At 45.0% G+C, this 26,184-nt stretch carries 18 protein-coding genes; 4 read left to right on the plus strand and 14 right to left on the minus strand.

Going from position 1 to position 26,184, the window contains the following annotated elements; translation table 11 throughout:
* Positions 1-77: 77 nt before the first annotated feature.
* The 3 genes from ppx to rpiA all read right to left on the minus strand — a co-directional run bounded on the left by ppx (position 78) and on the right by rpiA (position 3,221).
* On the minus strand, positions 78-1,586 hold the full coding sequence (gene ppx, locus BUQ89_RS01130) for an exopolyphosphatase (protein WP_028461728.1): 1,509 nt from the start codon (positions 1,584-1,586) through the stop codon (positions 78-80).
* A 195-nt stretch (positions 1,587-1,781) separates the two neighbouring features.
* Entirely contained in the window at positions 1,782-2,489 is a 708-nt protein-coding gene (phoU, locus tag BUQ89_RS01135; RefSeq protein ID WP_028461729.1) for a phosphate signaling complex protein PhoU, read from the minus strand.
* Between the two features lie 72 nt (positions 2,490-2,561).
* Positions 2,562-3,221 (minus strand): ribose-5-phosphate isomerase RpiA, encoded by a 660-nt coding sequence (gene rpiA / locus BUQ89_RS01140; RefSeq protein WP_028461730.1) that lies wholly within the window; start codon positions 3,219-3,221, stop codon positions 2,562-2,564.
* Positions 3,222-3,730: 509 nt separating this feature from the next.
* Here rpiA and mutL point away from each other — a divergent pair.
* Entirely contained in the window at positions 3,731-5,521 is a 1,791-nt protein-coding gene (mutL, locus tag BUQ89_RS01145; RefSeq protein ID WP_028461731.1) for a DNA mismatch repair endonuclease MutL, read from the plus strand.
* Between the two features lie 89 nt (positions 5,522-5,610).
* Here mutL and BUQ89_RS01150 read toward each other — a convergent pair whose 3' ends face one another.
* From BUQ89_RS01150 to sbcB, 4 genes are all read right to left on the minus strand, one after another.
* Positions 5,611-10,656: a hybrid sensor histidine kinase/response regulator gene (locus BUQ89_RS01150; RefSeq protein WP_028461732.1), complete on the minus strand. Its 5,046-nt coding sequence runs from the start codon at positions 10,654-10,656 to the stop codon at positions 5,611-5,613.
* A 45-nt stretch (positions 10,657-10,701) separates the two neighbouring features.
* Positions 10,702-12,807: a methyl-accepting chemotaxis protein gene (locus BUQ89_RS01155; RefSeq protein ID WP_028461733.1), complete on the minus strand. Its 2,106-nt coding sequence runs from the start codon at positions 12,805-12,807 to the stop codon at positions 10,702-10,704.
* 347 nt (positions 12,808-13,154) lie between these two features.
* Complete coding sequence (gene ilvA / locus BUQ89_RS01160; protein ID WP_028461734.1) at positions 13,155-14,666, minus strand: threonine ammonia-lyase, biosynthetic; 1,512 nt, start codon at positions 14,664-14,666, stop codon at positions 13,155-13,157.
* A 246-nt stretch (positions 14,667-14,912) separates the two neighbouring features.
* Positions 14,913-16,346 carry an exodeoxyribonuclease I gene (gene sbcB, locus BUQ89_RS01165; protein ID WP_028461735.1) on the minus strand — a complete coding sequence of 478 codons (1,434 nt, stop codon included), beginning with the start codon at positions 16,344-16,346 and terminating at the stop codon, positions 14,913-14,915.
* 274 nt (positions 16,347-16,620) lie between these two features.
* On the opposite strand from sbcB, the gene BUQ89_RS01170 reads away from it, so the two are divergent.
* Positions 16,621-17,010, plus strand: coding sequence for a RidA family protein (locus BUQ89_RS01170; protein WP_028461736.1), 390 nt, complete (start codon positions 16,621-16,623; stop codon positions 17,008-17,010).
* A 267-nt stretch (positions 17,011-17,277) separates the two neighbouring features.
* On the opposite strand, the gene BUQ89_RS01175 is transcribed toward BUQ89_RS01170, so the two are convergent.
* The 6 genes from BUQ89_RS01175 to BUQ89_RS01200 all read right to left on the minus strand — a co-directional run bounded on the left by BUQ89_RS01175 (position 17,278) and on the right by BUQ89_RS01200 (position 22,545).
* Positions 17,278-17,820 (minus strand): DNA-deoxyinosine glycosylase, encoded by a 543-nt coding sequence (locus BUQ89_RS01175; protein ID WP_028461737.1) that lies wholly within the window; start codon positions 17,818-17,820, stop codon positions 17,278-17,280.
* A gap of 108 nt (positions 17,821-17,928) precedes the next feature.
* Positions 17,929-18,654 (minus strand): 2,3-bisphosphoglycerate-dependent phosphoglycerate mutase, encoded by a 726-nt coding sequence (locus BUQ89_RS01180; protein WP_036573198.1) that lies wholly within the window; start codon positions 18,652-18,654, stop codon positions 17,929-17,931.
* A gap of 208 nt (positions 18,655-18,862) precedes the next feature.
* Positions 18,863-19,909 (minus strand): fatty acid desaturase family protein, encoded by a 1,047-nt coding sequence (locus BUQ89_RS01185; protein ID WP_028461739.1) that lies wholly within the window; start codon positions 19,907-19,909, stop codon positions 18,863-18,865.
* A complete protein-coding gene (locus BUQ89_RS01190; protein ID WP_028461740.1) occupies positions 19,902-20,381 on the minus strand; it encodes an HIT family protein in 480 nt (159 codons plus the stop codon). The genes BUQ89_RS01185 and BUQ89_RS01190 overlap by 8 nt, the downstream gene beginning before the upstream one ends.
* A 68-nt stretch (positions 20,382-20,449) precedes the next feature.
* Positions 20,450-21,247 (minus strand): phosphocholine cytidylyltransferase family protein, encoded by a 798-nt coding sequence (locus BUQ89_RS01195; protein ID WP_028461741.1) that lies wholly within the window; start codon positions 21,245-21,247, stop codon positions 20,450-20,452.
* A 140-nt stretch (positions 21,248-21,387) separates the two neighbouring features.
* Complete coding sequence (locus tag BUQ89_RS01200) at positions 21,388-22,545, minus strand: cysteine desulfurase family protein (protein ID WP_028461742.1); 1,158 nt, start codon at positions 22,543-22,545, stop codon at positions 21,388-21,390.
* Positions 22,546-22,948: 403 nt separating this feature from the next.
* Between BUQ89_RS01200 and BUQ89_RS13800 the strand changes: the two genes are divergently transcribed.
* Positions 22,949-23,125, plus strand: a complete 177-nt coding sequence (locus BUQ89_RS13800) for a helix-turn-helix domain-containing protein (RefSeq protein WP_218612743.1) — start codon at positions 22,949-22,951, stop codon at positions 23,123-23,125.
* Positions 23,074-24,081 carry an RNA-guided endonuclease InsQ/TnpB family protein gene (locus tag BUQ89_RS01205; RefSeq protein WP_218612745.1) on the plus strand — a complete coding sequence of 336 codons (1,008 nt, stop codon included), beginning with the start codon at positions 23,074-23,076 and terminating at the stop codon, positions 24,079-24,081. The genes BUQ89_RS13800 and BUQ89_RS01205 overlap by 52 nt, the downstream gene beginning before the upstream one ends.
* A gap of 501 nt (positions 24,082-24,582) precedes the next feature.
* Here the strand turns inward: BUQ89_RS01205 and BUQ89_RS01215 are convergent.
* Positions 24,583-25,722, minus strand: a complete 1,140-nt coding sequence (locus BUQ89_RS01215) for a CHRD domain-containing protein (protein ID WP_074202458.1) — start codon at positions 25,720-25,722, stop codon at positions 24,583-24,585.
* Positions 25,723-26,184: the final 462 nt, after the last annotated feature.

Consider the following 26,184-nt stretch of genomic DNA (forward strand, 5'->3'; position numbering starts at 1 on the left):
TCAATCGGTTGTATTCTGTTTTATTCAGTTCTAGCCATTTGTTGAATGGGCATTTCCCACAAGTCCTCAGTGTTGTTTCAGGTGTCTTTTTTACTTTTAATCTGTAATTTGAAATTGAATCGGCGCCATTCTTCTGTTTCAGTGTGCAACAGGGTTCTGGTTAATGGATTTTGTTTTAACCATGCCCGCGCGATGTAAAGCGTACAGGTTGCCTTTTCTGCAGTGACATCCAATGGTGGCAATAAGATGTTGCTGCGACTGCGGTGAAAGAGTACGGCTAAACGCAATGCCATGAGTAATAACGCATTGAGCGGATTAGCCACAAATTCGCTGACTTTGCCAAGAGAGCCGCGATGAGCCAGGACGAGTTGACTGAGGTTGGTTTGTTCCATTTTGGAAAAACCGGGCATATCGGCATTAGCGAGAATGTAGGCAGTATGTTTATGGTAGCCGGAATGTGCGATAGAAATACCGATTTCATGAAGTCTGGCTGCCCATGACAGGATTCTTAGTAAGTCTTCTGACTGGTCGGTATGGGCAGCTAATAGCTGTTTTCCGAGTAGGCCGGATAATGATTCAATACGTATAGACTGAGCGGTGTCGATCCGATAGCGTTGCATGAACTGTTGCACCGTGATTTCACGCATATCTTCATTATGAAAACGGCCCAGCATATCATAAAGTACACCCTGACGTAGTGCGCCGGTTGTCTGTGACATACGCTGAATGCCCAGCTCCGAGAAGACCGCAGACATGATGGCAAATCCGCCTGCGATGACCGCTTTACGGTTAGCCTGAAGACCGGCAATGGAAAGCTTCTTACTGTCACCGGTTTTGAGCAAATAGTCACGAAATTTTTCAAGTCCTGCAGGCGTAATATCGTCACTATCATCCTGCTTGCAAAAATGGTTCAGTTTTAGAACCTGTCCCAGTGTTCGTGCGGTTCCTGATGAACCAATAACTTCTTGCCATTGATCCGCCGAGAATTCGGCAGCAATAGCCTGTATCTCTGTTCGTGCTGCCAATTCCGCCTGTTTCATGGCAGCTTTGCTGATCTTGCCATCCGGAAAGAAACGTTGGCTGTGACTGACACAACCGATATAAAGACTCTCTAGCTTGTTGGGCTGCAGGCGATTGCCAATAATAAATTCGGACGATCCCCCACCGATATCGATAACCAATCGGTTATGGTCGGAAACGGGGAGACTGTGTGCAACACCCAGATAGATTAGGCGGGCTTCCTCGCGTCCCGAAATAATTTCTATAGGAAAACCTAATGCGGCTTCTGCCCTTTTCAAGAAAGCGGGTGCGTTCTCAGCGATACGTAAGGAATTTGTGCCTACGACGCGTACGGTATGGGCGGGAAAGTCACGCAGGCGTTCTCCAAAACGCTGCAAGCAATTCAGTGCCCGCATTTGAGAATCCTCGTCCAGTTTCTTGTCTGTATCGTTAAACCCGCCGGCAAGCCGCACCATTTCACGTAAGCTATCCAGTGGATAAATCTGTTTATCAACGACTCGTGCGACTTGCAGGTGGAAGCTATTAGAGCCAAGATCAACAGCTGCAAGCATGGAGTATTTGCGCATGGTTATTTAGAGTAAGAAACTGATCGAGCTCAAGTCATTATAACGGTCTGTCTGGCTGGAAGAAAAGAGCTTCCAGTCTTTAAAGTAAGCGCAATACTCGGTTTACTGATGCTGTGCACGCTATTAATTAACGCTGGAAGCGGCAGATTATGCCGTTTCAAGTCGAATGGGCAGGTGTCAATGGAGAAATAGTTTTTATTCGCGTATCTCGCGTTCAATTTCATCAGCGGTAACATGGCGTACATCTTTGCCCTTGACCATGTAGACGACATATTCAGACATATTTTTGGCATGATCACCGATCCGCTCAATTGCTTTGGCAATGAACAGGATTTCTATTGAAGTAGAGATTTTGCGCGGATCTTCCATCATAAAAGTGATCAACTGACGCATAATGGAACGAAATTCTTCGTCAACCAGTTCGTCCTGACGAACAATTTGAGCCGCCGTATTTAAATCCAGACGGGCAAACGAATCCAATGCCTTGTGTACCATATCCATGGCAATACAGGCGACGTGTTTGATCTCGATAAAACGGGGCATGTGCATACGATCCGCAGCGTATATCAATCGAGCCATGCGGGCAATTTTCTCAGCTTCGTCACCAATACGCTCCAGATCTGTAATCGTTTTAATTACCATCATAATCATGCGTAAATCACCGGCGGTCGGTTGCCTGCGGGCAATAATCTGATTACAGATTTCATCAATGGCGACTTCCATCGCATTCACCCGGTGATCATAAGCGATCACTTGTTCAATCAATTTTTCATTGCCATTGGTGAGTGCCTCAATGGCGTGCTCGATTTGCTCTTCTACAAAGCCACCCATCTGCAATACCCGTGTACGAACCTCTTCGAGATCAGCATCGAATTGTTTGGAAATATGTTCTTTGTGTACCATAACCTGCCTTTCGATTGGTTAAAAGTGTTAACAGTCTATTCAGAAATGTTCAACGTACTGACATTCTGTAGATCAAATGGTTATTGTCCGGACGCCGCTGTCGGTGCCCAGCAACAAAGTATTGGCACCGCGTTTTGCGAAAAGTCCGTTTGTGACAACACCTGTTATCTGGTTCAGCGTCGCTTCCAGTTCAACGGGGTTCATGATTTGTAAGCCATGAATATCTAGAATAACGTTGCCATTGTCGGTGGTAAATCCTTGACGTAACGCGGGTTGTCCGCCGATGAGTGCAATTTCGCGCGCAACATAACTGCGTGCCATCGGAATCACCTCTATCGGCAGGGGAAAATTGCCGAGTATGTTGACGAGCTTGCTTTGATCGGCAATACAAATAAATTTTCTTGCAATGGCCGCCACGATTTTTTCCCTGGTGAGCGCACCTCCACCTCCCTTGATCATGTGCAGGTGTTCCGTGATTTCATCCGCACCATCCACGTATACAGGCAGGTCGTTAATATTATTTAGATCAAGCACTTCGATACCATGATGCTTGAGGCGTTGTGCGGTAGCATCGGAACTGGCGATGGCACCTTCGATTTTATGCTTGATTTTAGCTAATTCGTCGATAAAATAGTTGGCGGTAGAACCGGTTCCGACGCCAACGATACAACCGACGGGAATATGTTGAATTGCGGCTTGCGCAGCCGCCTGTTTCTGTTCGTTTTGGGCCATAGTGTCCTTGTGCTGATATAAAATTAAAATGATTCGTCAGCATAGCGTTATCTATTCATTTAGACAATCTTTCATGCCAACAGGATGAAAACCTGCGGTGATATAAAATAAGATAGCAAGAGATTGTTTTAAAATACTTGAAAATTAAAATTTTTACTTTTCAGGCTTCTGATAATGATAGCTCAGATTATTTGAAAATATTTTTCTGAAACAGCCCTTTTACCGGTGCAATTAGATTAAACCGATAGTCTGTTATGAAATAATCCGAGCTATTCGCTTACCCTGATTTAATATGCTAAGGGCAGGATGTGCCCAGCTCGCCTGCCAAGCGAACAATGCAGCCATGTCGTCAGCAACCGGAACTCACCGAAGTCATCTGCCCCATTCCGGGGTAGAGATAGCAGGAATCCCCTGTCTTTAGGCGAGGAAGGATGTCAAGAAAATCCGGAACACGATACCATGCGGTATCCAAAGATATAATAATCGTATTATTTTAGCTTGATCTTGTGATGGCCTCTATTAAATCGCTCCCAGAACTATTAGTTAATCAGATTGCGGCAGGTGAAGTGGTGGAACGTCCTGCAGCTGCATTCAAAGAAATATTGGAGAACAGTATCGATGCGAATGCCAGTGAAGTGACAGCACAACTGGTTCAAGGTGGCATCAAGCGAATTCGAGTAGTGGATAATGGCACGGGTATTTTAAAAGAAGAGTTATCGCTCGCACTTGATCGGCATGCCACCAGTAAAATCCGTACATTGGAAGATTTACAGCATATAACTAGCCTGGGCTTTCGTGGAGAGGCACTGGCAAGTATTGCAGCCATCTCACGTCTGACCTTGACAAGCCGGAAGGCGGAAGCAGATCATGCCTGGCAGATAGGGGTTGCAGGCAAACAACTATCGCAGCCGAAACCGGCTTCACTGGCCATCGGAACTACGGTAGAAGTTGATGACCTTTATTTTAATATTCCCGCGAGACGCAAATTCTTAAAGACTGAAGCCACTGAATTCGCACATTGCGAGGAAGTATTCAAACGCATGGCCTTGTCGCGGCCTGATATTGGTTTTGTCTTGCAACATAATGAGAAACTGCGTATTCAGCTGGGCATCACAGATTTGCGACGACGTATTATGGCCGTGCTGGGCGAAGCATTCGGTCAGGCTTCTCTATCTGTGGATGAACAATCGACAGGCATTCGTTTGTATGGTTTGGTGGCCTTGCCTGCATATGCGCGTGCTTCACGTGACGCTCAATATTTTTTTGTGAATAATCGCTTTGTGCGTGATAAGTTAATTACGCATGCCTTGCGTGAGGCTTACCGGGATATTTTACATCTGGATCGGCATCCGGCTTTTGTGCTGTTTCTTGACTTGAATTCAGGTGAGGTGGATGTAAATGTGCACCCAACTAAGGCCGAGGTACGCTTTCGTGATTCGCGCGCGCTCCATCAATTTATTTTTCATTCCATTCATAAAGCATTAGCGTCAACACATTCGCAATTGGAGTATGCGCATCAGCCGACAGTCGCCAAACCACCCTTTCCTTATTATCCACAGAAAAGCATAACTTTAGCTTCTGTGACTGAGCAGCCTTCGGCGTTTTATGCAAACTCATCACAGATAACGACAGATACATCTGCACCGCAGTCTACAGGCATAAAAATGGCGGCCGGTATCGTAAGTGCGTTAGAACGCATTGAAAAAGAACCCGCGTGTCCTCCTCTGGGATTTGCATTGGGGCAACTCCTGGGGATTTATATATTGGCACAGAATAGCCGAGGCTTAATTATTGTGGATATGCATGCGGCACATGAGCGCATCGTGTATGAGAAATTGAAGTCAGCATGGGATCATCAGATGTTACCCATGCAATCATTGCTGATGCCTATTACCCTTCAGGCAGATAGTCTGGATATCGCAACCGTCGAGGAAAATCAGGCTGCGCTCGGTAAGCTGGGATTTGAAATTGCTGTACTGTCGCCCGCGACGCTGGTGGTTCGTGCGATACCGAGCTTGCTTCAGGACGGAGAGGCGGCAGAATTAGCACAGGGGGTATTAAAAGAGATGCGCGAATATGGTGCGAGTCAGCTATTAACCGGTCGTCGCAATGAAATGCTGGCAACCATGGCCTGTCATGGTTCTGTCCGTGCTAATCGTACGTTGACAATTCCGGAAATGAATGCGTTGCTCCGTGAAATGGAAACAACCGAGCGTGCGGATCAATGCAACCATGGCAGACCTACCTGGTTTGAAATAAGCCTTGCGGATTTGGATAAAATGTTCATGCGTGGGAAATAGATGCACTAAAAGCAATCGATGAGGCTGATTCTCTCGAAAATACAGGGGTATATGGATGCTCCGCGCTTAATGATGCTGCATTCCAGGCATTATGGTTGAATATATCGGGTGATATGCGCGAGTAATGCTTCTTCTTTATAGGGCTTGCCGAGGAATAGATTCACACCCAACGCACTGGCCATCTCGCGATGTTTATCTGCGGTGCGCGATGAAATGATGATAATTGGAATATTCACCGTATCCGGATTATTGCGTATATGTCGGATCAATTCAAAACCATTCATGTTAGGCATCTCCAGATCAACCAGCATGACATCCGGAATGACATCCCGTAGCAACTGGATGGCACCCAGGCCATCCTTAGCGATTAATACCTCGCAGCCTTCTCGCTCAAGTAAACGACCGGTTACTTTGCGCACCGTTAAAGAATCATCCACAACCATAATCGTTGCGGCGCCCATCGATTTTTCAGACATTGCGGATGGCTCTGGTTGTGGTGCAGGTGTCGTGCGTGTTTTTTGTACCTCATCTCGCTGCATGAGCTTTATCGGGTTGATAATCAGAATAATCTCACCATCACCCATGATAGTGGCACCTTCAACCCCCGGTGCACGGGCTAGTTGTGGCCCGATATTTTTAACGACAATCTCACTATTGCCAATCAATTCATCCACGTGTAGGGCCAGTCGTAAGGTGCCGCTATGCAATAATATGATTCGATTGTATCGCTTTATTTCAGGCACATGTTCTTGCTTTCCGAACAGATGGGAAAGGTGGAAAAATGGATAGTTTTTTTCATTAAAATCAACGATTTGGGTTTGATAGGCGGCCTGTAGTGCATCGCTATCGAATTCTTTTACTTGTTCCACAATGACAGTGGGGATAGCATAAATTTGTGTCTCGGCGCGTACTAGCAGGGTTTGTGCGACGGCGAGGGTCAATGGCAGGTGAATGCTGAAAGTGGTTCCCTGGTCGATTTCCGAATTAACCGTGATATGCCCGCCCAGTGTAGCAATTTCGTTCTTGACGATATCCATGCCAATGCCTCGTCCTGCGATTCCAGTTACGGCTTCTGAAGTTGAAAGCCCGTGCATAAAAATGAGCGCCCTGATTTGTTCATCATCTAAAGCTGCATTTTGTGGTATCAAATCCAATTGTAGCGCCTTCTTGTGAATACGTGCGATATCCAGGCCACTCCCATCGTCGCTTAAAATAATGATGACCTCATTGCCTTCCTGCTGCAGATTAATCGTAATCTGACCTGTTTCAGGCTTCCCGAGCTGTCTTCTCCTGTCGGGTGCTTCGATACCATGTACGATTGCATTACGCAGCAAATGCTCAAGTGAGGAATTCATCCTTTCCAGCACACTGCGGTCTATTTCAATTTCATCGCCCTGGATTTCTAAACTTGCTTTCTTGCCGATGTCTTTAGCTGACTGTCTGACAAGGCGATAATAATGTTCCGAAAAACGACCAAAAGGTATCGTACGAATACGCATTAACTCCTGCTGCAACTTACGGTTCATCCGTGCTTGTTGTGCGACAGCCTCTTCTGTCGTGCTGTGGGTTATGTGCAAGCTTTGTTTTACAGTGACAATATCATCGACGCTTTCGGCCATGAGCCGGGTCAGTTCCTGGAAGCGAGTGAAACGGTCAAATTCCAATGGATCGAATGATGGCTCACCCTCCTGCGTGCTTGCAAGGTGCGATTGCATCTGTGTTTCTGCCTGAATTTCGATTTCGCGCAATTGGCCACGCAAGCGGTCTGCACTCTCGGTCAAGTCTGACAAGGATTGTTTGAAGTTATATAACTGTGCTTCAATTCCTGAACGGACGATGCTGGTTTCGCCGGATTCATTGACCAACTGGTCTATTAATGCAGCATCGACACGCAACATGGTTTTCTGTGCAGCGGGAAAGCATTCGTCTGATGCGGCCAGCGGCACGGGAATGGTGCCAGCACGCACGTACGACGGGATGATGGTTTCATTCTGCGACTCAGGGACTGGGAGTTCGACCATTTTAGATTGCTTCTCAGCCGAGAAAGCATGTTGTAGCTGTTCAATATGTTCACTGATACGATCCAGTCCGCTTTCCAATTGATCGATCGTGGAGGTTGATATACCCATAGTCTGTTTATGACAGGCAGTCTCAATATCGCTTTCCATCGTATGTAATAATTCGCCAAGTGGGATGGCGCCAGCCATGCGCGCACTTCCTTTCAATGCATGTAATGCCCTCAGTAAGGCTTTATGAATATCCTTATTTTGCGGGTGAGTACGCCAGGCGCGCAGGTTGCGACCAATCACAGGTATGAGTTCTTGTGCTTCTTCAATAAAAAGCAGTAATAACTCGGAATCGATTGGGTCATGGGTTGCAGGCTGTAATGCCGATGATGCAGGGGAGGGAAGGGCTCGGGTGCTGGACGCTGCATCAGGTTGTGTTTCCATTCCAGCTAAAGTCTTTTCTTGCGACAGGCATTGTGTCAATGTCTGAGACAGTGTCTTGGCTGTCTGTAAAGTGAGCGCTTCGGGTAATTGCTGATGATGTACTTTTTTCAGCAGTTGGCTCAGGAGCTCAATGGCATCGTGCAGTCGGTGTAAATCGCTTTCGGTGGGCCGCACTGTATCCTTTAATCGTTGCGACAACCACTGTTCTAGAGCAAATCCGAGATCAGCAATAAATATGAGCCCTAATGTACGTGAGATACTTGCCAAGGTATGACTGGCGAGCATAAATTGATGGTTGACCATTGCGTCATGATGCGTAATCAGGTTATTCAGTTCAAGCTCAAGGACTGCAAGGTGCTGATTGGACTCGATAGTGAATATTTCAAACAGGTCGACTGGGATGATAGTGTCGCCAATCGTGATATGACTGGCTAGACGAATTTCAGCAACCGCGTCGGTATCTGCCTTTTTTTCTATTTCAGTAGAAGGTGCTTCGACTGGAATAATGGTTTCGGGTTCTTTGCCGTTGATTAAATTTTTAGCTAACGAGAGTATTTCATCCGCATTGATTTCGGCAGTGCCCAGCACTTTAAGATCGCTACACCATTGGATATATTCACGATGTACACGATCGATTAAATCCAGCAATCCAGGCGTAGCCGGTTTTCTTTCACTCAAACGGCGATTTAAAATTTGTTCCATGCTCCAGGCTACTTCACTTAGGCTGGGTAATTTCACCATGCGCCCACTACCTTTGAGCGTATGAAATCCACGTCGTAGCGTAGCGAGTGATGCAGCATCAGCTGGATCATTGCGGCAGTTTTGCAGGTTATTGGCTATATCCGCAAGTATTTCGCTGGCTTCCTCTAGGAAGATGTCGAGTAACTCCGAATCAATCGCGGGTGTTGTGCCTTCTTTCTTTAGGTCATTGCTGGGTGTCGTATTCCCGGAGGTTACGAGTGTTGCTTGATTGGTTGTGGTGTCCTCGAACAGGGCAAGGGCTGTTTCGATAATATGATGATGATCAGGCTGTGCATTTTTATAGGCCTCAATAAAAAAGCCCAGGCTACTTAAACCATCAGCTAATAATGTTTGTTCCGATGATGGGATTGTGTACTGCGGATCCAGAAACTGATTAACAAGATGATGACAGAGATTCAGTAGCTTATTGGCTGGTTCAAGATCGAGCATGATTAAAACACCCGATACTTGTTTGAACAATGGTGATAATGCCGGTAAATCAGTCCGTATCGTTGTGTCGATGAAGAATCGATCCAGAATACCTTCTATTTGTTCTAAATTGGCCAGAATTTCTTGCGAGGCCTGCGCCTGCAGTCTTTTTTCTTGTGTTTTATATTCGATCTCATCTGGTCTTGCGGCATCGGGCGACGAACTGTCATTTTGTTTGCCTGTGGTAATGCCTCGTAAACGGGCAGAAAGCACTTCTATTTGATCGAGTAGTCCGGGTGATGGTTTGTTGAAATCATCCAGGATATTTTCTACCAGTAACAATGAAGTGGCCATCTCCATTGCCAGATCTTCACCCATATTTTGGGGGCGGATACGTAGATAGGTAATCGCACCACCCATGACCGTAATTAATTTTTCAAGCGGTAAATACTGGGTCAATATGGCCAATTGCTTGAGTTCTTCAATCTGGGTCACTAATGGAGCCAGTTTTTCCGGATTACCTGTACTGAATTCTCGCCAGTCATGATTGACTTTCGTCAAGGTTTCACGCATCGCATCCAGGGTTGATTGCAATGTTGTTTTATTGGCTAATTGTTCATTTGTTTGTGCTTCTAAGGATGCAGAGGGGCTGGGCCACTCATAGGCGTGATTAATTTCCTGAATACGTTTACTGGCCGAGCGGCTGTGAGCAATCTGATAGAGTATTTCGCGCATGAGTTGCACGGTGCTACCGGGGGTTCCTTCAACCATGCGTCGTATTTCCTGTTCAATTTTTCCACACAGACGGCGTATGGATAAATCGATGTCGGATTTCTGACTAGGTAGACTATCCAGAAAACCGACAGTTGCCCACCAGAATGATCGTTGTTCTATCGAGCCCGGCATCTTCTCGATCCGTGCGACTGCAGAGCTCATTTGACGTAAACCTTCTGCATTAGTTGTATCGCGCAGCCATTTGAGTAATCCGGTTTGATACTCGGTGCGGGCTTGTTTAGCTGAAGCTTTCATCGCTGCGGGTTCCAGTGATGGTGATGCTGCCTGTAAGGGCGGATCCGTTACTAACTTAGGAAAGAATAAATCGCTTTCAGAAACCTTCTCTAATCCCTGTGCTCGCATTAGATCGCAGTAAACCGGATAGAGGCGTAGCGGATTGTCTTCAGCGCCATGAATCAATTCATGCAGATAATGTAATAGTGCGCTTACGGTTTGTTTGAGTGTATTGAGTGTGGCGGATTCCGGTTTGATTTTTTCTTGAATTAAGGTATCAGTCAGTTTTCCTATTCTCTGACTGATAATAGTGAGGCCATCTAATTCGAGCATTTCAAGTAAACCATTCAGTTGATGAATAGACTGGCGGAATGAATCGATCTGAGTGTCATCATCAAGGTTTTGAATATAGGCATCCAGATATTGTTCAATTAATGAAAATATTTGATTGATTCCATCCTGAATCCCGATGATCGATGCAATATTGAGCTTGGCTTTAGCATTCATTAATGGCGTATTAACAACAATAATAATTAAAAATAGGGGTTAGAATCAGACCTTGAAGTTGGATACCGATGCCTTTAATTCAGAGGCAAAACCAGTTATTTGTTTAATAGATGCCGTTGTCTGCATAGTCCCGTCCGTTGTCTGGCGGGTAATATGTAGAATGTCTTCCATATTCTCAACGACTTTGTTCGCCGCCTGTGCCTGAGCATGCGTCGTATCAAAAATAGTGCTAACCAGCTGCGCTAAACGCTTTGAAACCTCCTCTATCTCTTCCAGTGCCTGGCCTGCTGAATCGGAGCGTTTAGCCCCTTTTGCCACGCCTAGCGTACTTCTTTCCATTGCTGCAACGGTATCCCGTGTATCTTCTTGAATTGTCTTGACTAGCGAACTGATTTGTTTGGTTGCTGCAGCAGAGCGCTCAGCCAGGCGTTGTACTTCGCGTGCAATCACAGTAAATCCACGCCCCGCTTCTCCAGCAGAAGCAGCCTGGATGGCCGCGTTCAAAGCGAGAACGTTTGTCTGCTCGGTAATATTAGAAATTAATGCAACCATTTCGCCTATTTCTTGAGAGCTTTCTCCCAGGCGTTTGATTCGTTTTGATGTGTCCTGGATATGCGTACGAATTTCTTTCATTCCGGCAATGGACTCACGTACGGCAAGGGTCCCTTTTTCAGCCGTTGCTAATGATTGTTTGGCTACTTTGGCCGACTCTGTCGCTGTTTCAGAAACTTCACTGATTGATTCAGCCATACCTAATACAGCGATCGTTGTTTCCTCAATCTTTAATGATTGCTGCTGTGCTGCGGTTAATAATTTAGATGAAACATGCTGCGCCTGGCTTGAAGCAGTGGCAACCTGAGAACTGGCCTTATTTACTTCCTCTACCAGGGTGTGCAACTCTTCAATAGTGTAATTAATCGAGTCGGCTATTGCGCCGGTTATATCTTCAGTGACTACGGTGCGTATTGTCAGATCACCGTCGGCTAATTTTTCCATGTCATCTAGTAATCGCAGGATTGCCTTTTGAGTGCGCTCAACCTCATTCTCACTGGCTAACAACTGCTTGCGCATGTTTTGCGTCAATGCTCTGGCAAATAAGATGCATATCAAAAGCGCAAGTGTGCCAGAAGCATAGATGATGGCATTGAGCGAGAAGACCATGACAGCTGCCTGTTTCTGTAATTCATTGTCAAATTCTGTACCGATGCTCAATATCGTTTCGCTGCTTTTGAAAATTTCGTTGATGGCGAACTTGGTTGCGATTACCTTGGCTATTTCTCTTTGTATAATATCCAGGCGGTCATTAATCTTGCGATAGAGAATCTGGATTTCCGTGAGTATCTTCAGGCTATCTTGTTCTTTGATAGCGGATAGATGCAATTCATTGCTTCCCTGACTCAAGGCATGAATAATGGTTAGCAGTCGTTTTCGATCATTGATTAGCTGTCCTTTAATGGCAGAGATGGGAAATTCACTGGGTAATATGATGCTGATATTTTTTGTAATGCTTTGGGTGAGCACTTTCATTGTCTCAACGGCGATAATTTCATTGGACAGGCCACCCATCTGTTCCATCTGTTTTGTGAGTTGTTCAAATAATCTGAGCAATTGACTATTGGTTGTATTAACCTCATGAATTATCCGACCCAAGGTAATTAGGGCATCCTGATTATTCAGAATTAAGTTGATTTTTTTCTCTGCAAGGTGCCATTTCTGAGTATAGGTTTTAAGCAATAACGCGGGCGAGGCTTCGTTAATAGGGGATATGGTGTTGCCACGGTATACGCCTCCTCGAGTAAGTAGTGTGATGTAGTCATTAGATTGGTTTTGACTGTCTTGCAGTTGTTTGAATGCAGCTTGATTGCCTAGAATTGTTTGCTGTGCGGCCTTAGTGAGGCGTTGATTGTGCATTTGTATGCGCGCCGCAATTTCCATTTGAGCGGTGCTGTGTCGGGTGTGTCGTATACTGACAGCCATGGCGGCCAGTAGCAGTAGCAGGAGTAATAAGAATAAACTACCATAAATCCAGGTTATTCTTGAAATTAGCGGATGCCCTGAAATAGACCGCAACGGCGTGACATTAACCGGTATATTAGCTTGCTGAGTTACAGCGCTGAATGACGGTCTTAATCTTGATAAAATTCCTGCCATTACTCTCTCCGCCAGTTTTCCTGGTCATTTGAGTCATCTGAACATTTCATGACATGCTGCTTGCCAAACTACAGAATACGCGTAATTTCCACAGTCAAAAACAAGATAAGACCTAAGAAAAGATTCCATTTAGGAATAAAACCGGTGTTTCAGCTTCATACAAGCATGACCGTTATCTGATATTGGCATGAAATAGCGGATACTGATTTTGTTATTGATGACGGTGAGCGTTGCTTGTACTGGTGCCATTTGCTTTCAGCAGCTGAAAAAGCCAGTTTGTGGTGCTTTGAGTGATGTGTGGTAGCTTGGAAACGGGGTAGCGCATTGCCTGGGAAATAAGCTATTCTCTAGCCAAGAAATAATTTGTATGCCGGATTTTTACTCTCATCCCAGTAACGATAACCCAATTGATTGAGAAAGGCTTTAAAAGCAACTTTCTCGTCCGAGGGAACTTGCATGCCTATCAAAACCCGACCATAGTCAGCACCATGATTGCGATAATGGAATAAACTGATATTCCAGTTATGGCTCATGCTATTCAGAAAACTCATTAATGCGCCCGGGCGATCCGGAAACTCAAAACGATAAAGCATTTCATTTTTTACATCACGGGCACGTCCACCCACTAAATGACGCACATGTAATTTAGCCATTTCATTATCATTCAGATCTTCTGTATTCAGTCCGCTTTCTCTCAAATTCCGAATTAATTTTAGTGCTTCGTCACGGTTACGTACTGATACACCCACAAAAACGTGTGCTTCATTGGGGTCGGAATAGCGATAATTAAATTCAGTAATTCCTTTTGCTCCCAGTAGATTACAGAATTTCCTAAAACTACCGGGTTGCTCCGGAATTGTGACAGACATAATGGCCTCGCGCTGTTCACCCAGTTCCGCCCGCTCAGAAACATGGCGTAATCGATCAAAATTCATATTAGCGCCAGATGCAATCGCGATTAATGTTTGATGACGAATTTTTTCCCGTTGGGCATAAGCCTTGAGTCCCGCGATAGACAAGGCGCCAGAAGGCTCCAGGATAGCGCGCGTATCTTCAAAAACATCCTTGATTGCGGCACAGATCGTATCGGTATCGACCAGGATGACTTCATCGACCAGTTCGCGGCATAAACGAAAAGTCTCTTTTCCTACCTCCCTGACGGCCACGCCATCGGCAAAGAGTCCTGCCTGCGCTAATTTAACACGTCGGCCTTTCTGCAAAGAACGGTACATGGCATCGGCGTCAACCGGCTCGACACCGATTATTTTAATGTTTGGATAGAGTCTTTTGACATACGCCGCAATTCCGGAGATGAGCCCGCCTCCACCAACCGGTACAAAGATGGCATGAATGATACCAGTGTGCTGGCGTAATATTTCCATCCCGATTGTGCCTTGGCCCGCAATCACATCCGGATCATCATAAGGATGCACGAAAGTTGCTTTTTTTTGCTTAGTGAGCTCGATGGCGTGATCATATGCGTCATTATAAGAGTCACCGTGCAGTAAGACGGTTGCTCCCCATGACATGACTGCCTGTATCTTAATTTGAGGCGTAGTAACGGGCATGACAATCGTGGCGCAGCAGCCCAGCTTCTTAGCCGCTAATGCGACTCCCTGCGCATGATTACCCGCTGAAGCCGCAATGACGCCACGACTGCGGACTGCGGGTGATAATTTGATCATCTTGTTATAGGCGCCCCGCAGTTTGAACGAGAAGACTTGCTGCAGGTCTTCACGTTTGAGTAATACTTGATTGTGTATGCGCTCCGATAAGTTGGCTAGATGTTCCAATGAGCTTTCTACTGCAACATCATAAACCTGCGCAGTGAGGATTCTTTCGAGATAATTGTTTTTCATAACATGGTGTGTTGGTGGATGAAATGGGTCATCAAGCGTTTTAGGCTGGGGGGCAATTATTCAATAAGATATTGCAGACTTATTCATAGATCATAGACTGAATAATCAGTGATAAGGACGATATGAAATTCACTTGTTTAGCCAGTCGGTAGTCAAGGTTTTCCGATTCTGCGATCCAAATATTTTATCATGCTGAGTGTCTATGCAAATGTTATTAAATAACATAATTGATTGTATGCTTGTTTTTTATGATCCCAGCAAGCTTTTCTTCCAGGCGTCCATGGCATCCAGTATTTGTTGTGCAGTGGGATCATCCTTATGTTCATTGCGTAGTACAGTAACCTGGTCGGTGAAGTCTGCCAGGGTGATGCTGCCTCCGCTTCCTGCTTCTGTTAGACGTCGATGCCGCATCTGTTCCCACTGTTGTGTCTCTTGCTGTGTCAATGTTTCAGGCCAGTTACGCGCACGATAGCGAAATAATAATTCAGGTAGTCGTGGATCGTGAAAATCAAAACGAGTGTGTGCCAATGTTTCTGGAGAGGCGCTTCGTATTTTGGACAATAATGGGGAATCAAGATTACTCAGAAGATTTTCATATAATGCGGTATCGACATCGTTTGCAGATTCGAAGTTCTTGTGACTATAAGCGGATGCTATGCGTTGCATGAATCCGGTTTGGGTGCGTAATTGCTGCCAGTGTCGATGACAAGCATCCAAATCAATTGCAATACGTGCAACAGATGGTTCATCCAGTGTATTTTTGGGGGCCAGGGCGGGACACTTGTTGATTTTTATAGATTTGACGGGCAACCGTTGCATGCCTTGAGGTAAGTCATCTGCCCGGGTAAATAGACATGTATTGAGATCCGCTACTTCCATGTCCATGAAAATCGCGGGGTCATGGCGTAGATCATAAACCAGAACACTGTTGCTGTTGCCGGGTTCTGCGCTTAACGGCATGACCAAGGTAGTGCAGCCCGTTTCAGCCGAATACATACGGGAGGTATGCACTACGGGTGTATGTTTGATTAGATCAAGCTGAGCGAGTGCTTTGCGTTTATTGCGAAGCTGAAACAGCCAATGATAAAGGCGCGGCTGTCGATTATACAGTAGGCGCGCTAAGCCGATAGTCGCGCGTACATCCGATAGCGCATCATGAGCAGATTCATGGCTGATATTGTTAGCGCTGACCAAATCTTCCAAACGAAAACTGGGTTGGCCATTATCGTGCCGGGGCCATTCTATTCCCTGAGGTCGCAATGCATACGTCATGCGTACCAAATCAATGATGTCCCAACGTGAATTACCCTGTTGCCATTCTCGGGCATAGGGATCATAAAAATTACGGTACAGAGTGTGACGGGTGACCTCGTCATCGAATCGTACGGAATTATATCCAGTTCCACACGTATTTGGCTGTACCAGCTCGGCATGAATACGGGCAATGAATTCTGGTTCCGTTAATCCGCGTACATCGGCTATCTGTGGCGTTATTCCTGTGAGTAAACAGGCTGCGGGATGTGGCAAGAGATCTCGTGCGGGCTTACAGTAAATCACCAATGGCTCGCCGATTTCATTCAGTGCTTCATCGGTACGTAACCCGGCAAATTGTGCCGCTCGATCTCGTCTGGGATCCGTGCCAAAAGTTTCATAATCATGCCAGTAAAGTGTGGTGGGCATTCTGGTTATTCTGTTTTTGAAATTCGTTAGACTGGAAGGCGTTGTCAGATGGATAACTGATTTACCAGTGAAGCCGGTTATTTTAAATCATCTAAATGCTTGTTGCGTACAATTGGGTGCTTAATGCATAGAATCATAGAATCCATCGATAAGGCTCTCATAATAAAATATATTCAAATCAGGGCAAACTGATGGATGCTTTTGTTTTTATTATAGTCGCGTAATAATCATATATTGATGAAATTTATTTTCTTAATTAAGGAGGGAGTAGGCTATGTCACGTCGGCTAATTAGTTCAGGTTCCGTATTTGAACAAGAAATTGGATATTCACGTGCGGTCGTAGAGGGAGACTGGATTCTTGTTTCTGGTACGACCGGGTTTGATTACAGTAAAATGGCGATTTCTGATGATCTCTTGGAACAAACTGAGCAATGTTTTCAGAACATTCAGGCGGCATTAAATGAAGCCGGATCAAGTTTGGCAGACGTTGTCCGGGTAACTTACATATTACCGGTTGCGACCGATTTCCCTCGATGCTGGCCAATTATGCGTAAATATCTGGGGGACATCAAACCCGCAGCGATGATGCTTGCAGCGGGCTTGTCTGATCCGCGCATGAAAATAGAAATTCAAGTAACAGCTTATCGCAAGGCGGAAGGTTAAGCAGTGCGCGCGGTTTGGTTGAATTAATGAATATAAGGAATAATCGGTTTATTAGAAATATTGAATCATTAAGCCGAGGTATCCCAGTAAAAAAATAATAAGCACCACAATGACTAGATTTTTCATTTAGATTTCCCAAGAATTAATAATGGTAGTCGGTATTCTTTCAGAGTTTTCGCTTTTCATAAAGAGCCATTCGATAATGCAATCGATAAAAGGTAATGAATTTTCTGTTCCTGAAAGATTGATTAAGTGAGAAATTCAAATTTAAGGGTTAATTTTGATAGCTGCTTTATTATCCCGATCAAGCCTGGACCCAAGCATGAGCCGCCAAATGGCGAGCTTGCGCTCAAAAGATATGGCCGCATTTGCCGGGCTTGTAGAAGGGAGTCGCATATAGCAGATAGTTTCAGAGTTAATTTTCCGCAATACTTGTTGCTTGAAACAGATTTCTGCTTTTGCACCATTAAAATATACAAATTTTATTGCTTTGTGCGTCTGGAAGAAAGTTTGGAAGTCATTGACCGTTTGTGTTTCGGTTTTAATCATTGAATCCAGGCTTCCCTTTCGTTCACATGATTGAAGAACATCCCAAAGGGCGATTCGGGCAGCTTTTAGGGCTTGAGTTTTTTCTTCATAAGAGCTATCAGGATTGAGCTGCAACAGATCTGAAATGATCCGCCAGAAAGCATTTTGAGGGTGTGCATAATATTGATTATTAGCTAATGATTTCTGACTGGGCATGCTACCGAGTATCAGAATCTCTGCCTGGCTATTTTCGATTGGTGCAAAGCTATGGATATAGGTCATGCTGGTGGCGCTGTGTGGATAAGGTCACAGATTGAATCGTTGGTGCTTGTTGTCATCGAATTTTTAGGGTAGCGGGGCGCGTAAATGATTAAAGCAGCGGGCGTAGTGCTATTTCAAATAATAGTGTCTAAGTGGATTGAGTGCATGATCTAGTTCATAAATTAATGGCTGGCCAGTCGCAATTGATAGTTTCATAACTTGAATCTGAGATAAACGATCGAGTTGCATGATTAAGGTGCGAAGGATATTTTTGTGAGCAACAATGAGTATTCGTTTTCCGAAAAGTAATTCTGGCTTGATTGTTTCCTGCCAATAGGGTTGCATGCGTATAGCTGCCTGCTGCATGCTCTCGGTAAGGGGTAATTTCTCTTTGTTGATTGCAGTATAGCGCGGCTGATTACCTGGAAAATTGGGGTCTGCTGGATCGAGAGAGGGTGGTGCTGCATTAAACCGTAATTGACACCTCAATACTGGCCAAATACCAAATTTCCGAATGGCTTGCCAGCGCCCCATACCTTCTAGTGCACCATAATGGCGCTCATTCAGACACCAACTATGTTGTATGGATAATTTCGCTTGATCGAGTTCCATTATGGCTAGTGCGATTTGCAGTGTGCTAATTGAGCGTTTTAATTCTGAGGTGAAGCACACATCAAATGTATAACCGGCTTCTTTAAGCAATCGACCAGCCTGTTCTGCCTCCTGTTTGCCCTGGGGGCTTAACTCAACGTCGCTCCAGCCGGTAAAAACCTTATCTCGATTCCAGATGCTTTGTCCGTGGCGCAACAGCACAAGCTGCGTCGTTTCTGGTGGCTTGCTTAGATTGGAAAACATAAGGATCTGACAGAAGCGATGTGTTTTTTAGCGCATGGCGCGGGGGCTAATGCTGCAGTATTTTTGTCTTCGGAAGTGATGCAGCACTGCCACATAGTCCAGCCCATTTGAGATTCATTAAATAGTGAGTTTAGCATCTGGATAAAATTGCCGTTCGTGGACATATGGATCGAAAGTTGCCTGCTCAGTATTCAATAAAAATTTTGCGTTAGCGTGTAGATATGGAAGATTCACGCCAGATTCGTATGAGTGCATCCCATAAGCCATTGCGGACAGTTTTAAGATACAGTGTGTTATCACTCAGGCCATGGATCAAGCGGCGTTGCGCTTTGCCCAGATTATGGTAGGGCATGCTCATGAAAAGATGATGTGTGGCATGGTAACGTAAACCTACCGGGGCCCATAAGGCCGTAATAAATAGGTTGCCTGGTATGTTAATTGAATCAAGATATTGTTCTGTAAATGTCATTGTGCGTCCGTCTGAGTTACGGTAGGCATGGGCCGCAAGTGTCCGCAATGAGTTGAGTAAAAAAATAGCCACTGCGACAGCATACCAGAGCAGCAATATTGTATGGGGTAGTATTTCCCAGGCAATACAGGTCAGTATTGATAGTGCAAAGAGGCAGGTGGCCCACTCTTGCTGTCGCCAGTTATGATCATTACGGATAGTGTTTTTTGCGCGCCTGTAACTGGGGTCAATGGTAAGTGATGATGCGCGTTCCCAGACAATTTTACGTAGCGATGGGATCAAGTAGGATAAAGGCGTCAGTAATAGAAAGCGGGTAACGAGTAATAAAGGCAAAATAAATGATAGCAGAGCATAGCCTACTATTTCTATAGGTTTTTTTGTGGCAAATGGAATGTATTCACCATCTCTGCTGGTACCATAAACACCGGGCTTATGATGATCATGATGCACGCCGTCATAGGTAAAAGACGGTATCATCAGCGGAATGCCACAGACAAGATTCCACGTGAGACGAAAAATCCTGAAAGTTCCTTTTTTTAAGTGTGCGAGTTCGTGTACGAAAATAGCTGAACGATAAAGTGCAAATACGGAGATCAGGTAGGCAGACAGCTGCCAGAAAGAAAATAAGGGCGTAGATAATGCGATTATAAAGGTACTCCAGCCCAGCGAAATATGGAAAAGAAAATCGATCCAGTAAATCCAGGGATTGGGTGTCATGAGATCACGTACCAGTTCGTGTGCCTCGTGAAGAGGGAACGTTGCTGTATCGGGTGAGGTATCAGTCATTTTCTATTTCTTTTGAGTCTGTCCAGCAGGATGAAATATGATCAATGATAAGGCGATTGGTCGCCAAGCTGGTCTCATTGATTTGCGTAAGGTTAGGGGTGCCTGGCCAGCCGTGGTCTATAAATGTGATGTTGTCAAATTGCCTGGGCTGTGCGTAGCGAGGAATGACATGAAAGTGAACATCTGGATCGACCATCATTAGCATCAGATAATTGAGCTTGTCGTATTGAAAAGCTTTTGTTAAAACCGTTTCTATTTGTTTGATCGTTTGATGCAGGTCGGTAAAGCTGGCTTGACTTAATTCCGAGAATGCGTACGCTGGTTCTTGAGCGACCAGAACCATGGCGCCTAGCGTAACCTGTGCAGGACGGAGCAGAGTATGCCAGTATGGAGACTGGTGAATGGTGGTTTGGGGAGCCCCGAACTTACGCATGGTTGCATTTAAAGGATAGATTTCTGTTGTCTCGTTCATCGGGTATTTATGTGCTGAAGTGAGTTGCAATAAAGATAAAGGCAGATAATTTGTTTGATGTTGTGTTTTTATAGAGAAGGCTTGTTAAATGTGGTATTTCTTGTATGGTGTTGATGTGTGAAAAGCATACTGGCTCTGGCAAGGTCTTCGATGAAATCAATTTCGCACCAGCGATGGCCAGCGACTGAACATGAATTTACCCAGTGTTTTTTAGCCAGTGTATCGATAATGCTGAGGTACCAGGATTTGAGTTCGGCGGGATGTCGGAGCGCAGATTCCACGGCTTCACGGAAATATTGCGGGCCGGGTGCACGAAAATAAACCAAGCCGATAGATTCAGCATCAATTTGATTGACTGGCAGTATTTTGCTCACTTGTTGAACCCAACCATGCGCATCTAACTGGACCTTCATATCATCTGCATCATAAGTATTCTTATAATCTATACTGAGTGTAATGGGTGCTGATTCCGAATCCAATACCTGTGTCACTAGCGCAGATTCAATAACGGTGTCGCCATTCAATAGCAAGAAGTCCCGGTCCATAATAGAGCGAGCGAGCCAGCAACTGGCTAAATTATCAGCTACTTCAAAAAATGGATTAAACAGCACATTGATCAGTAGGGTGTCATCAGTATAATGTTGTTGCAACAGCGTTTCAATCAAACCTGCCTGGAAGCCTGCAACGATTGTAATTTCTTTAATACCACAGGCAAGTAAAGCATCAATTTGCCATTCAATAACGGGTATGCCTGATACAGGTAATAAACATTTTGGTGTATTTTCAGTAAGTGGCAGTAATCGCCGGCCTTGACCTGCGCTCAGAATAATTGCTTTAGGTGGTTTTTTATTTTCTCTATGGGTCATGGAGGGTAGTCTGCTGAATGCCTTGTGTGGATTTGTTGATGTGTGATTGATCGAATCAGGCGTATATGGATAGGCGAGGAATAACGACCGTTGTTGCGGTGTGGCTATCCGTTTTAATCAAGTAACGGGAAAAAAAATTTTTAACTGACAATGCCATTCATGCGTCTAAGTTCTGTACAAATATGATTAATTGCTTTAAGAAAATTTTCTACTTGCAACAAGGTATTGCTGGCACCCAGGCTCACTCGGACAGCACAACGTGCGAGTATTGGTGAGATGCCCATGGCTTCTAGCACATGACTTTGTCCAGGATTCACACTGGAGCAGGCTGCCCCGCTTGCGACGGCAAATCCTGCTTTATCAAGTTGAACAACCAGGGTGTCACCTTCAATATCAGGCAGGGCAAAATAACAGGTATTGGGTAAACGCGTTGCTCCTGAACTGAAAATAACGGCACCCATTTCATGTAATCCTTGCTCCAGGCGTGTACGCAAAGCGCTGACGTGTTGCGCAGTTTTTTCTATGCGCGAATGAGCTAATTCGCAGGCAACTCCGAAACCGACAATAGCGGGCACATTTTCGGTGCCTGAGCGCATCCCATTTTCGTGACCGCCGCCATAAATGAGAGGTTTTAATAATAGGCGTTTGTCAACAATTAAGGCAGCTGCTCCTTTAGGCCCATAAATTTTATGTGCCGATAAGGTCATGGCATGGACTTTGAGTAATGTGAAATCTAGCTGAATTTTGCCGAGTGCCTGTACGGCATCCGTATGCATCCAGGCGCCGTGTGATCTCGCTATTTCTGCAATACTGGCGATATCCTGTATCACACCTGATTCATTATTTGCCAGCATGACAGAGACCAATCCGGATTTCTGTTTTGTCAGGATGCCGCCCGCTGCCTCCAGATCTAATTGTCCCTGGTCATCTACAGCCAACCGCTGCACTACCCATTTGTCGCTCGCCCTGCGGGCCAGTTCCTGGGCTGGGCGCATGATACAAGGATGCTCTATGGCGCTGATAAAAATGCCTGAGGGTTTTAGACTGTCAGCCGCGCCTCTAATAAATAGGTTGTTAGCCTCTGAGCCGCCGCTGGTAAAAATGACCTGCACGGGTTGCACTCCAACAACTGCCGCGATTTGCGCGCGCGCGCGATTAATAGCGTGACGGGCTGCCGTACCGTAGCTGTGCCGACTGGAAGGATTGCCAAATTCCTGCTGGAAATAGGGCAGCATTGCTTCAAATACGGCATCATCTACCGGGGTGGTCGCATTATGATCGAAATATACTTGTGCCATGGGTTCAGTGTAGTATTGGTCTCAGTAGTATTGGCCTCAGTTTTTCAATAGTATTTATGGGTATTCCATATTCACAATATTGTTTAACCGGCTGTTATCCGACGAGCTTGTAAAACATAGTGATATCAAGCAGATTTGAAACTTTCAATTTATTCCGATTTGATATAAACACGGTTATGTGACTCTCATCGTGACTTGAGCATAGCATTAAATGTGGTCGTATTGAAGTAGCCACATCAGTTCAAACATTTACCAAAATTTATCAAACAGGAAGATCGTCGTATCCAAGGTTTTATCATCTCAACTTCCGGAAAACCCCGGTCTTAAGGCCGGGGATGGATAGGGAGTCAGCTTCGCTGATACTAAAGCCTGTTTTTTCACCTATTTCTGTTACAGTGTGTTAATGGAAATTAAGCGCGCATACAAATTCAGGTTTTACCCAACTTTTGAGCAAGAAACTATTCTGGCTCAAACATTCGGGTGTGCTCGGTTTGTCTATAATCGCATGTTGCGCGTTCGTTCTGATGCTTGGTATACCGAGAAAAAAGAATCGGGTATCATGCTACCTCCTCTTTGTTGACCGAGTTAAAAAAAGAGCCTGAATTTGAATGGCTGAACAAAGTTTCCAGTGTTCCTGTGCAGCAATCTCTCCGCCACCTGCAAACGGCATTTGGTAATTTCTTTGCCAAACGAGCCAAATACCCGTCATTCAAAAGCAAGCATGAGAAGCAATCGGCTGAATACATGTCCAGCGCCTTCAAGTGGGACGGTAAGTCTCTGAAACTGGCGAAGATGAAAGATCCACTGAATATCAGATGGTCGCGCACCCTTCCTAAGGCAACAAAACTAACGATTGCAACAGTCTCTAAAGACTCAGCGGGTCGATACCATGTTTCTATGCTTTGCGACGACTCTGTTGCGCGAAAGCCAAGGGTTAGCGGCAAAGTCGGCATTGACTTAGGATTAACGCACTTCGCTATTCTTTCTACGGGCGAGAAGATTGCGTCTCCTAACACGCTACGAAAGAATGAAACCAGGCTTGCTAAGCTGCAACGCAAGCTATCTAAAAAGCGCAAAGGGTCGGCCAATAGACAAAAAGCCAGACTGAAAGTAGCGCGACTACATGCAGGAATTGCTGATGCTCGTAAAGACTTTCTACATAAACTCTCAACACGGCTAGTGAACGAAAACCAAGTGATAGCTGTAGAGTCTTTAGCTGTTAGCAATATGAAGAAAAATCGTTGCCTCGCAAAATCAATTTCCGATGCAGGATGGGGTGAATTTGTGCGGCAATTAGAATACAAGTCGCTGTGGTACGGGCGAGAGCTTGTAGGTATTGACCGATGGTATCCAAGCAGCAAACGCTGCTCGGGATGTGGGCATACCGTAAACAAGATGCCTTTGAATGTGCGTGAATGGACTTGTCCGGAATGCGGATCAATCCATGATCGAGACATCAACGCAGCGCGTAATGTTTTGGCCGCTGGACTGGCGGTGTCAGCCCTTGGAGAATCTATAAGTCCTGTTTGCATTTAGGTGCGTTCGGGTTGGATTCGTTGAATTGGGAATCCCCTTCGTTTACGGAGGGGAGCAGTCAAGAGAACGGAACCAGGCTTGTCAAATTGCAGCAGCGAATGGCAAGGAAACGGTGTGGTGCTACAAACAGACGTAAAGGCAGATTAAAAACAGCATGGTATGTTTTAACCACCGGGCTGCGAGACCGAACCCTGGAAGATAGTGTGAATCCTGTTGGCATTTAGGTGCGCTCAGGTTGTGATGATTGAATTGGAAATTCCTCTCCTGCAGGGAGGAGAGGGAGCAGTTGAGCAGTATTGAAAGAATATACCAAGGATACGGCGTAAATGGTTTTCGAAGAAGGATCGTTAACGTGTCTCTTTTTTTATTTACTTACAAAGACCGCTGCATAACTGTATTTTTAAGCTTTTCTGATTACTTGCAGCATTGATAAATCAAACACTTAAAAATCTTGCCCAGCCCGAGATAACCAGTTATGCAGCGGTCTTTTACAGGGTGTTCTTAATTTAGAGTGGGCGTATTTTGTGTCCTGGTCGCACCCAATAGATTTCGTTCCGTATGTACATTGGTGTAAGTCTGGTTTGCAACGAAAGCGGCTAATTGTTCAGATTCCAGCACAGTATTGTCAGGAACGATCCATTTACCGTTTTCAGTTGGCTGTAAAGAGATGATGATCGGGCCGATACGTTGCTCGGCCGTTTGTTGATGAATATGAATTCCATTTGCAATTATTGTCGTTTCCGTGTCAGGAAGCACGTAGCCTGTGATTACTCGGGTTTCTAGATCGACAGTATAGCTTGCAGTACAGGTGGCGTAATCAGTGCCCACACTATTTAATTCATCTTCCACCGGTATGGTGGCTGCTTCCTCGACTTGGCTGCAAGCCGTCAAAGATGTGATGGTACGTTGTTCAGGGATGATTTGTGCTCTCAATTCGCCGCCTTTGTTAGTTGCGGTATGCACGTTAAAGTATAGCTCTCCTCTCAAAAATGCGTCATATTCATCTAGTGTCAATTGAGTTCTGGCATCTATGGAACCGTCTGCGGTCCCATCACCATCTTGGTCTAAGGGGTTCAAGCAGCTTCCTTCAATTCTGGGAATCCCTTCAACTGCCCCAAGAGAGAAAAAAGTGCGGGCAGTACAATCATTGCGAGAGAGTTGTATCAGGGTTTTATTATCCGATTGATCATTGTCTATTTGCATACGCAAGATAATCGGACCATCAGTATTGATAGAACCATTATGAATATGGGCCTGAATGATATCCGTTACATTTTCGCAGATGATGGCGGCCTCTATGGCACGGGTGCTGTTTACGACGCGCACTATTCCTCTGCAGCCGCCGGCTGAGGTGATGTTTTCCGTGATTTCTTCCGCAGGATTCAAGGCGACTCTGATTGTTTGGTAGTCCGGTGTCCCTCTGACTAAAGGCGCGTTAGCATTGCTGACTGTAAAACGTTCTAACGTTACGCCAACGTTAGTAAATTCCTGATTAGGGTCGGAATCAACGGTTATATTTGGCAAAATAAGTGTGTTATTAGCGCTGTTAAAGTTAGGAATCTGTAAATGATCGGCTTCTGATACTAAAGAGAAGCATAAGACACCTGCTCCTATTATGGATGTGGCCATAAATTTCTTCATGTTTTCTCCCGAGAGTGGATTTGTTTTTTTATTGCCACCAGATTGATAAGACGGTTATTGAGTGTTAAACAATGTGCATTTAACCTTTGTGTTCCTGTCACCCTAAAACAGCACGATATAGCGATTGTCATTACAGATAAATAGATAGATAACCTATTTTCATTTAGGAAAAATTCTTAAAAATGATTTGGCGCTTCAATTCTCTGTCATTATGAATAATCTTTGTTGTATTAATAGCTATGATGCTCAGGTGGGATGCTGCCAGGGATGATTTGAACGTGCATTGGGATATTAGAAGATAAGACCTGATAATCGAATCGCGAAAGGATCTGTCAGTTTAACAATCGAGTACGTAATAATCCAAAAAACGTGTTATAAAAATCAATGTAAAGGTAATGCTTTATCTATCTTGTTTATGAGCTGTATTTTTTGGATAAAGAATTGCTGGCGATGCATTTAAGT

This window comes from Nitrosomonas cryotolerans ATCC 49181 (genome assembly GCF_900143275.1).
GTDB classification, from domain to species: Bacteria; Pseudomonadota; Gammaproteobacteria; order Burkholderiales; family Nitrosomonadaceae; genus Nitrosomonas; species Nitrosomonas cryotolerans.

Excerpts from the sequence above, each read along its gene's own strand:
- BUQ89_RS01170 (WP_028461736.1), top strand. The coding sequence starts at position 16,621 with ATGTCACGTCGGCTAATTAGTTCAGGTTCCGTATTTGAACAAGAAATT.
- BUQ89_RS01190 (WP_028461740.1), bottom strand. The coding sequence starts at position 20,381 with ATGAACGAGACAACAGAAATCTATCCTTTAAATGCAACCATGCGTAAG.
- BUQ89_RS01185 (WP_028461739.1), bottom strand. The coding sequence starts at position 19,909 with ATGACTGATACCTCACCCGATACAGCAACGTTCCCTCTTCACGAGGCA.
- BUQ89_RS01200 (WP_028461742.1), bottom strand. The coding sequence starts at position 22,545 with ATGGCACAAGTATATTTCGATCATAATGCGACCACCCCGGTAGATGAT.
- BUQ89_RS01195 (WP_028461741.1), bottom strand. The coding sequence starts at position 21,247 with ATGACCCATAGAGAAAATAAAAAACCACCTAAAGCAATTATTCTGAGC.
- sbcB (WP_028461735.1), bottom strand. The coding sequence starts at position 16,346 with ATGCCCACCACACTTTACTGGCATGATTATGAAACTTTTGGCACGGAT.
- phoU (WP_028461729.1), bottom strand. The coding sequence starts at position 2,489 with ATGGTACACAAAGAACATATTTCCAAACAATTCGATGCTGATCTCGAA.
- BUQ89_RS01150 (WP_028461732.1), bottom strand. The coding sequence starts at position 10,656 with ATGAATGCTAAAGCCAAGCTCAATATTGCATCGATCATCGGGATTCAG.
- BUQ89_RS01175 (WP_028461737.1), bottom strand. The coding sequence starts at position 17,820 with ATGACCTATATCCATAGCTTTGCACCAATCGAAAATAGCCAGGCAGAG.
- ilvA (WP_028461734.1), bottom strand. The coding sequence starts at position 14,666 with ATGAAAAACAATTATCTCGAAAGAATCCTCACTGCGCAGGTTTATGAT.
- BUQ89_RS01180 (WP_036573198.1), bottom strand. The coding sequence starts at position 18,654 with ATGTTTTCCAATCTAAGCAAGCCACCAGAAACGACGCAGCTTGTGCTG.
- rpiA (WP_028461730.1), bottom strand. The coding sequence starts at position 3,221 with ATGGCCCAAAACGAACAGAAACAGGCGGCTGCGCAAGCCGCAATTCAA.
- mutL (WP_028461731.1), top strand. The coding sequence starts at position 3,731 with ATGGCCTCTATTAAATCGCTCCCAGAACTATTAGTTAATCAGATTGCG.
- ppx (WP_028461728.1), bottom strand. The coding sequence starts at position 1,586 with ATGCGCAAATACTCCATGCTTGCAGCTGTTGATCTTGGCTCTAATAGC.
- BUQ89_RS01155 (WP_028461733.1), bottom strand. The coding sequence starts at position 12,807 with ATGGCAGGAATTTTATCAAGATTAAGACCGTCATTCAGCGCTGTAACT.
- BUQ89_RS13800 (WP_218612743.1), top strand. The coding sequence starts at position 22,949 with ATGGAAATTAAGCGCGCATACAAATTCAGGTTTTACCCAACTTTTGAG.
- BUQ89_RS01215 (WP_074202458.1), bottom strand. The coding sequence starts at position 25,722 with ATGAAGAAATTTATGGCCACATCCATAATAGGAGCAGGTGTCTTATGC.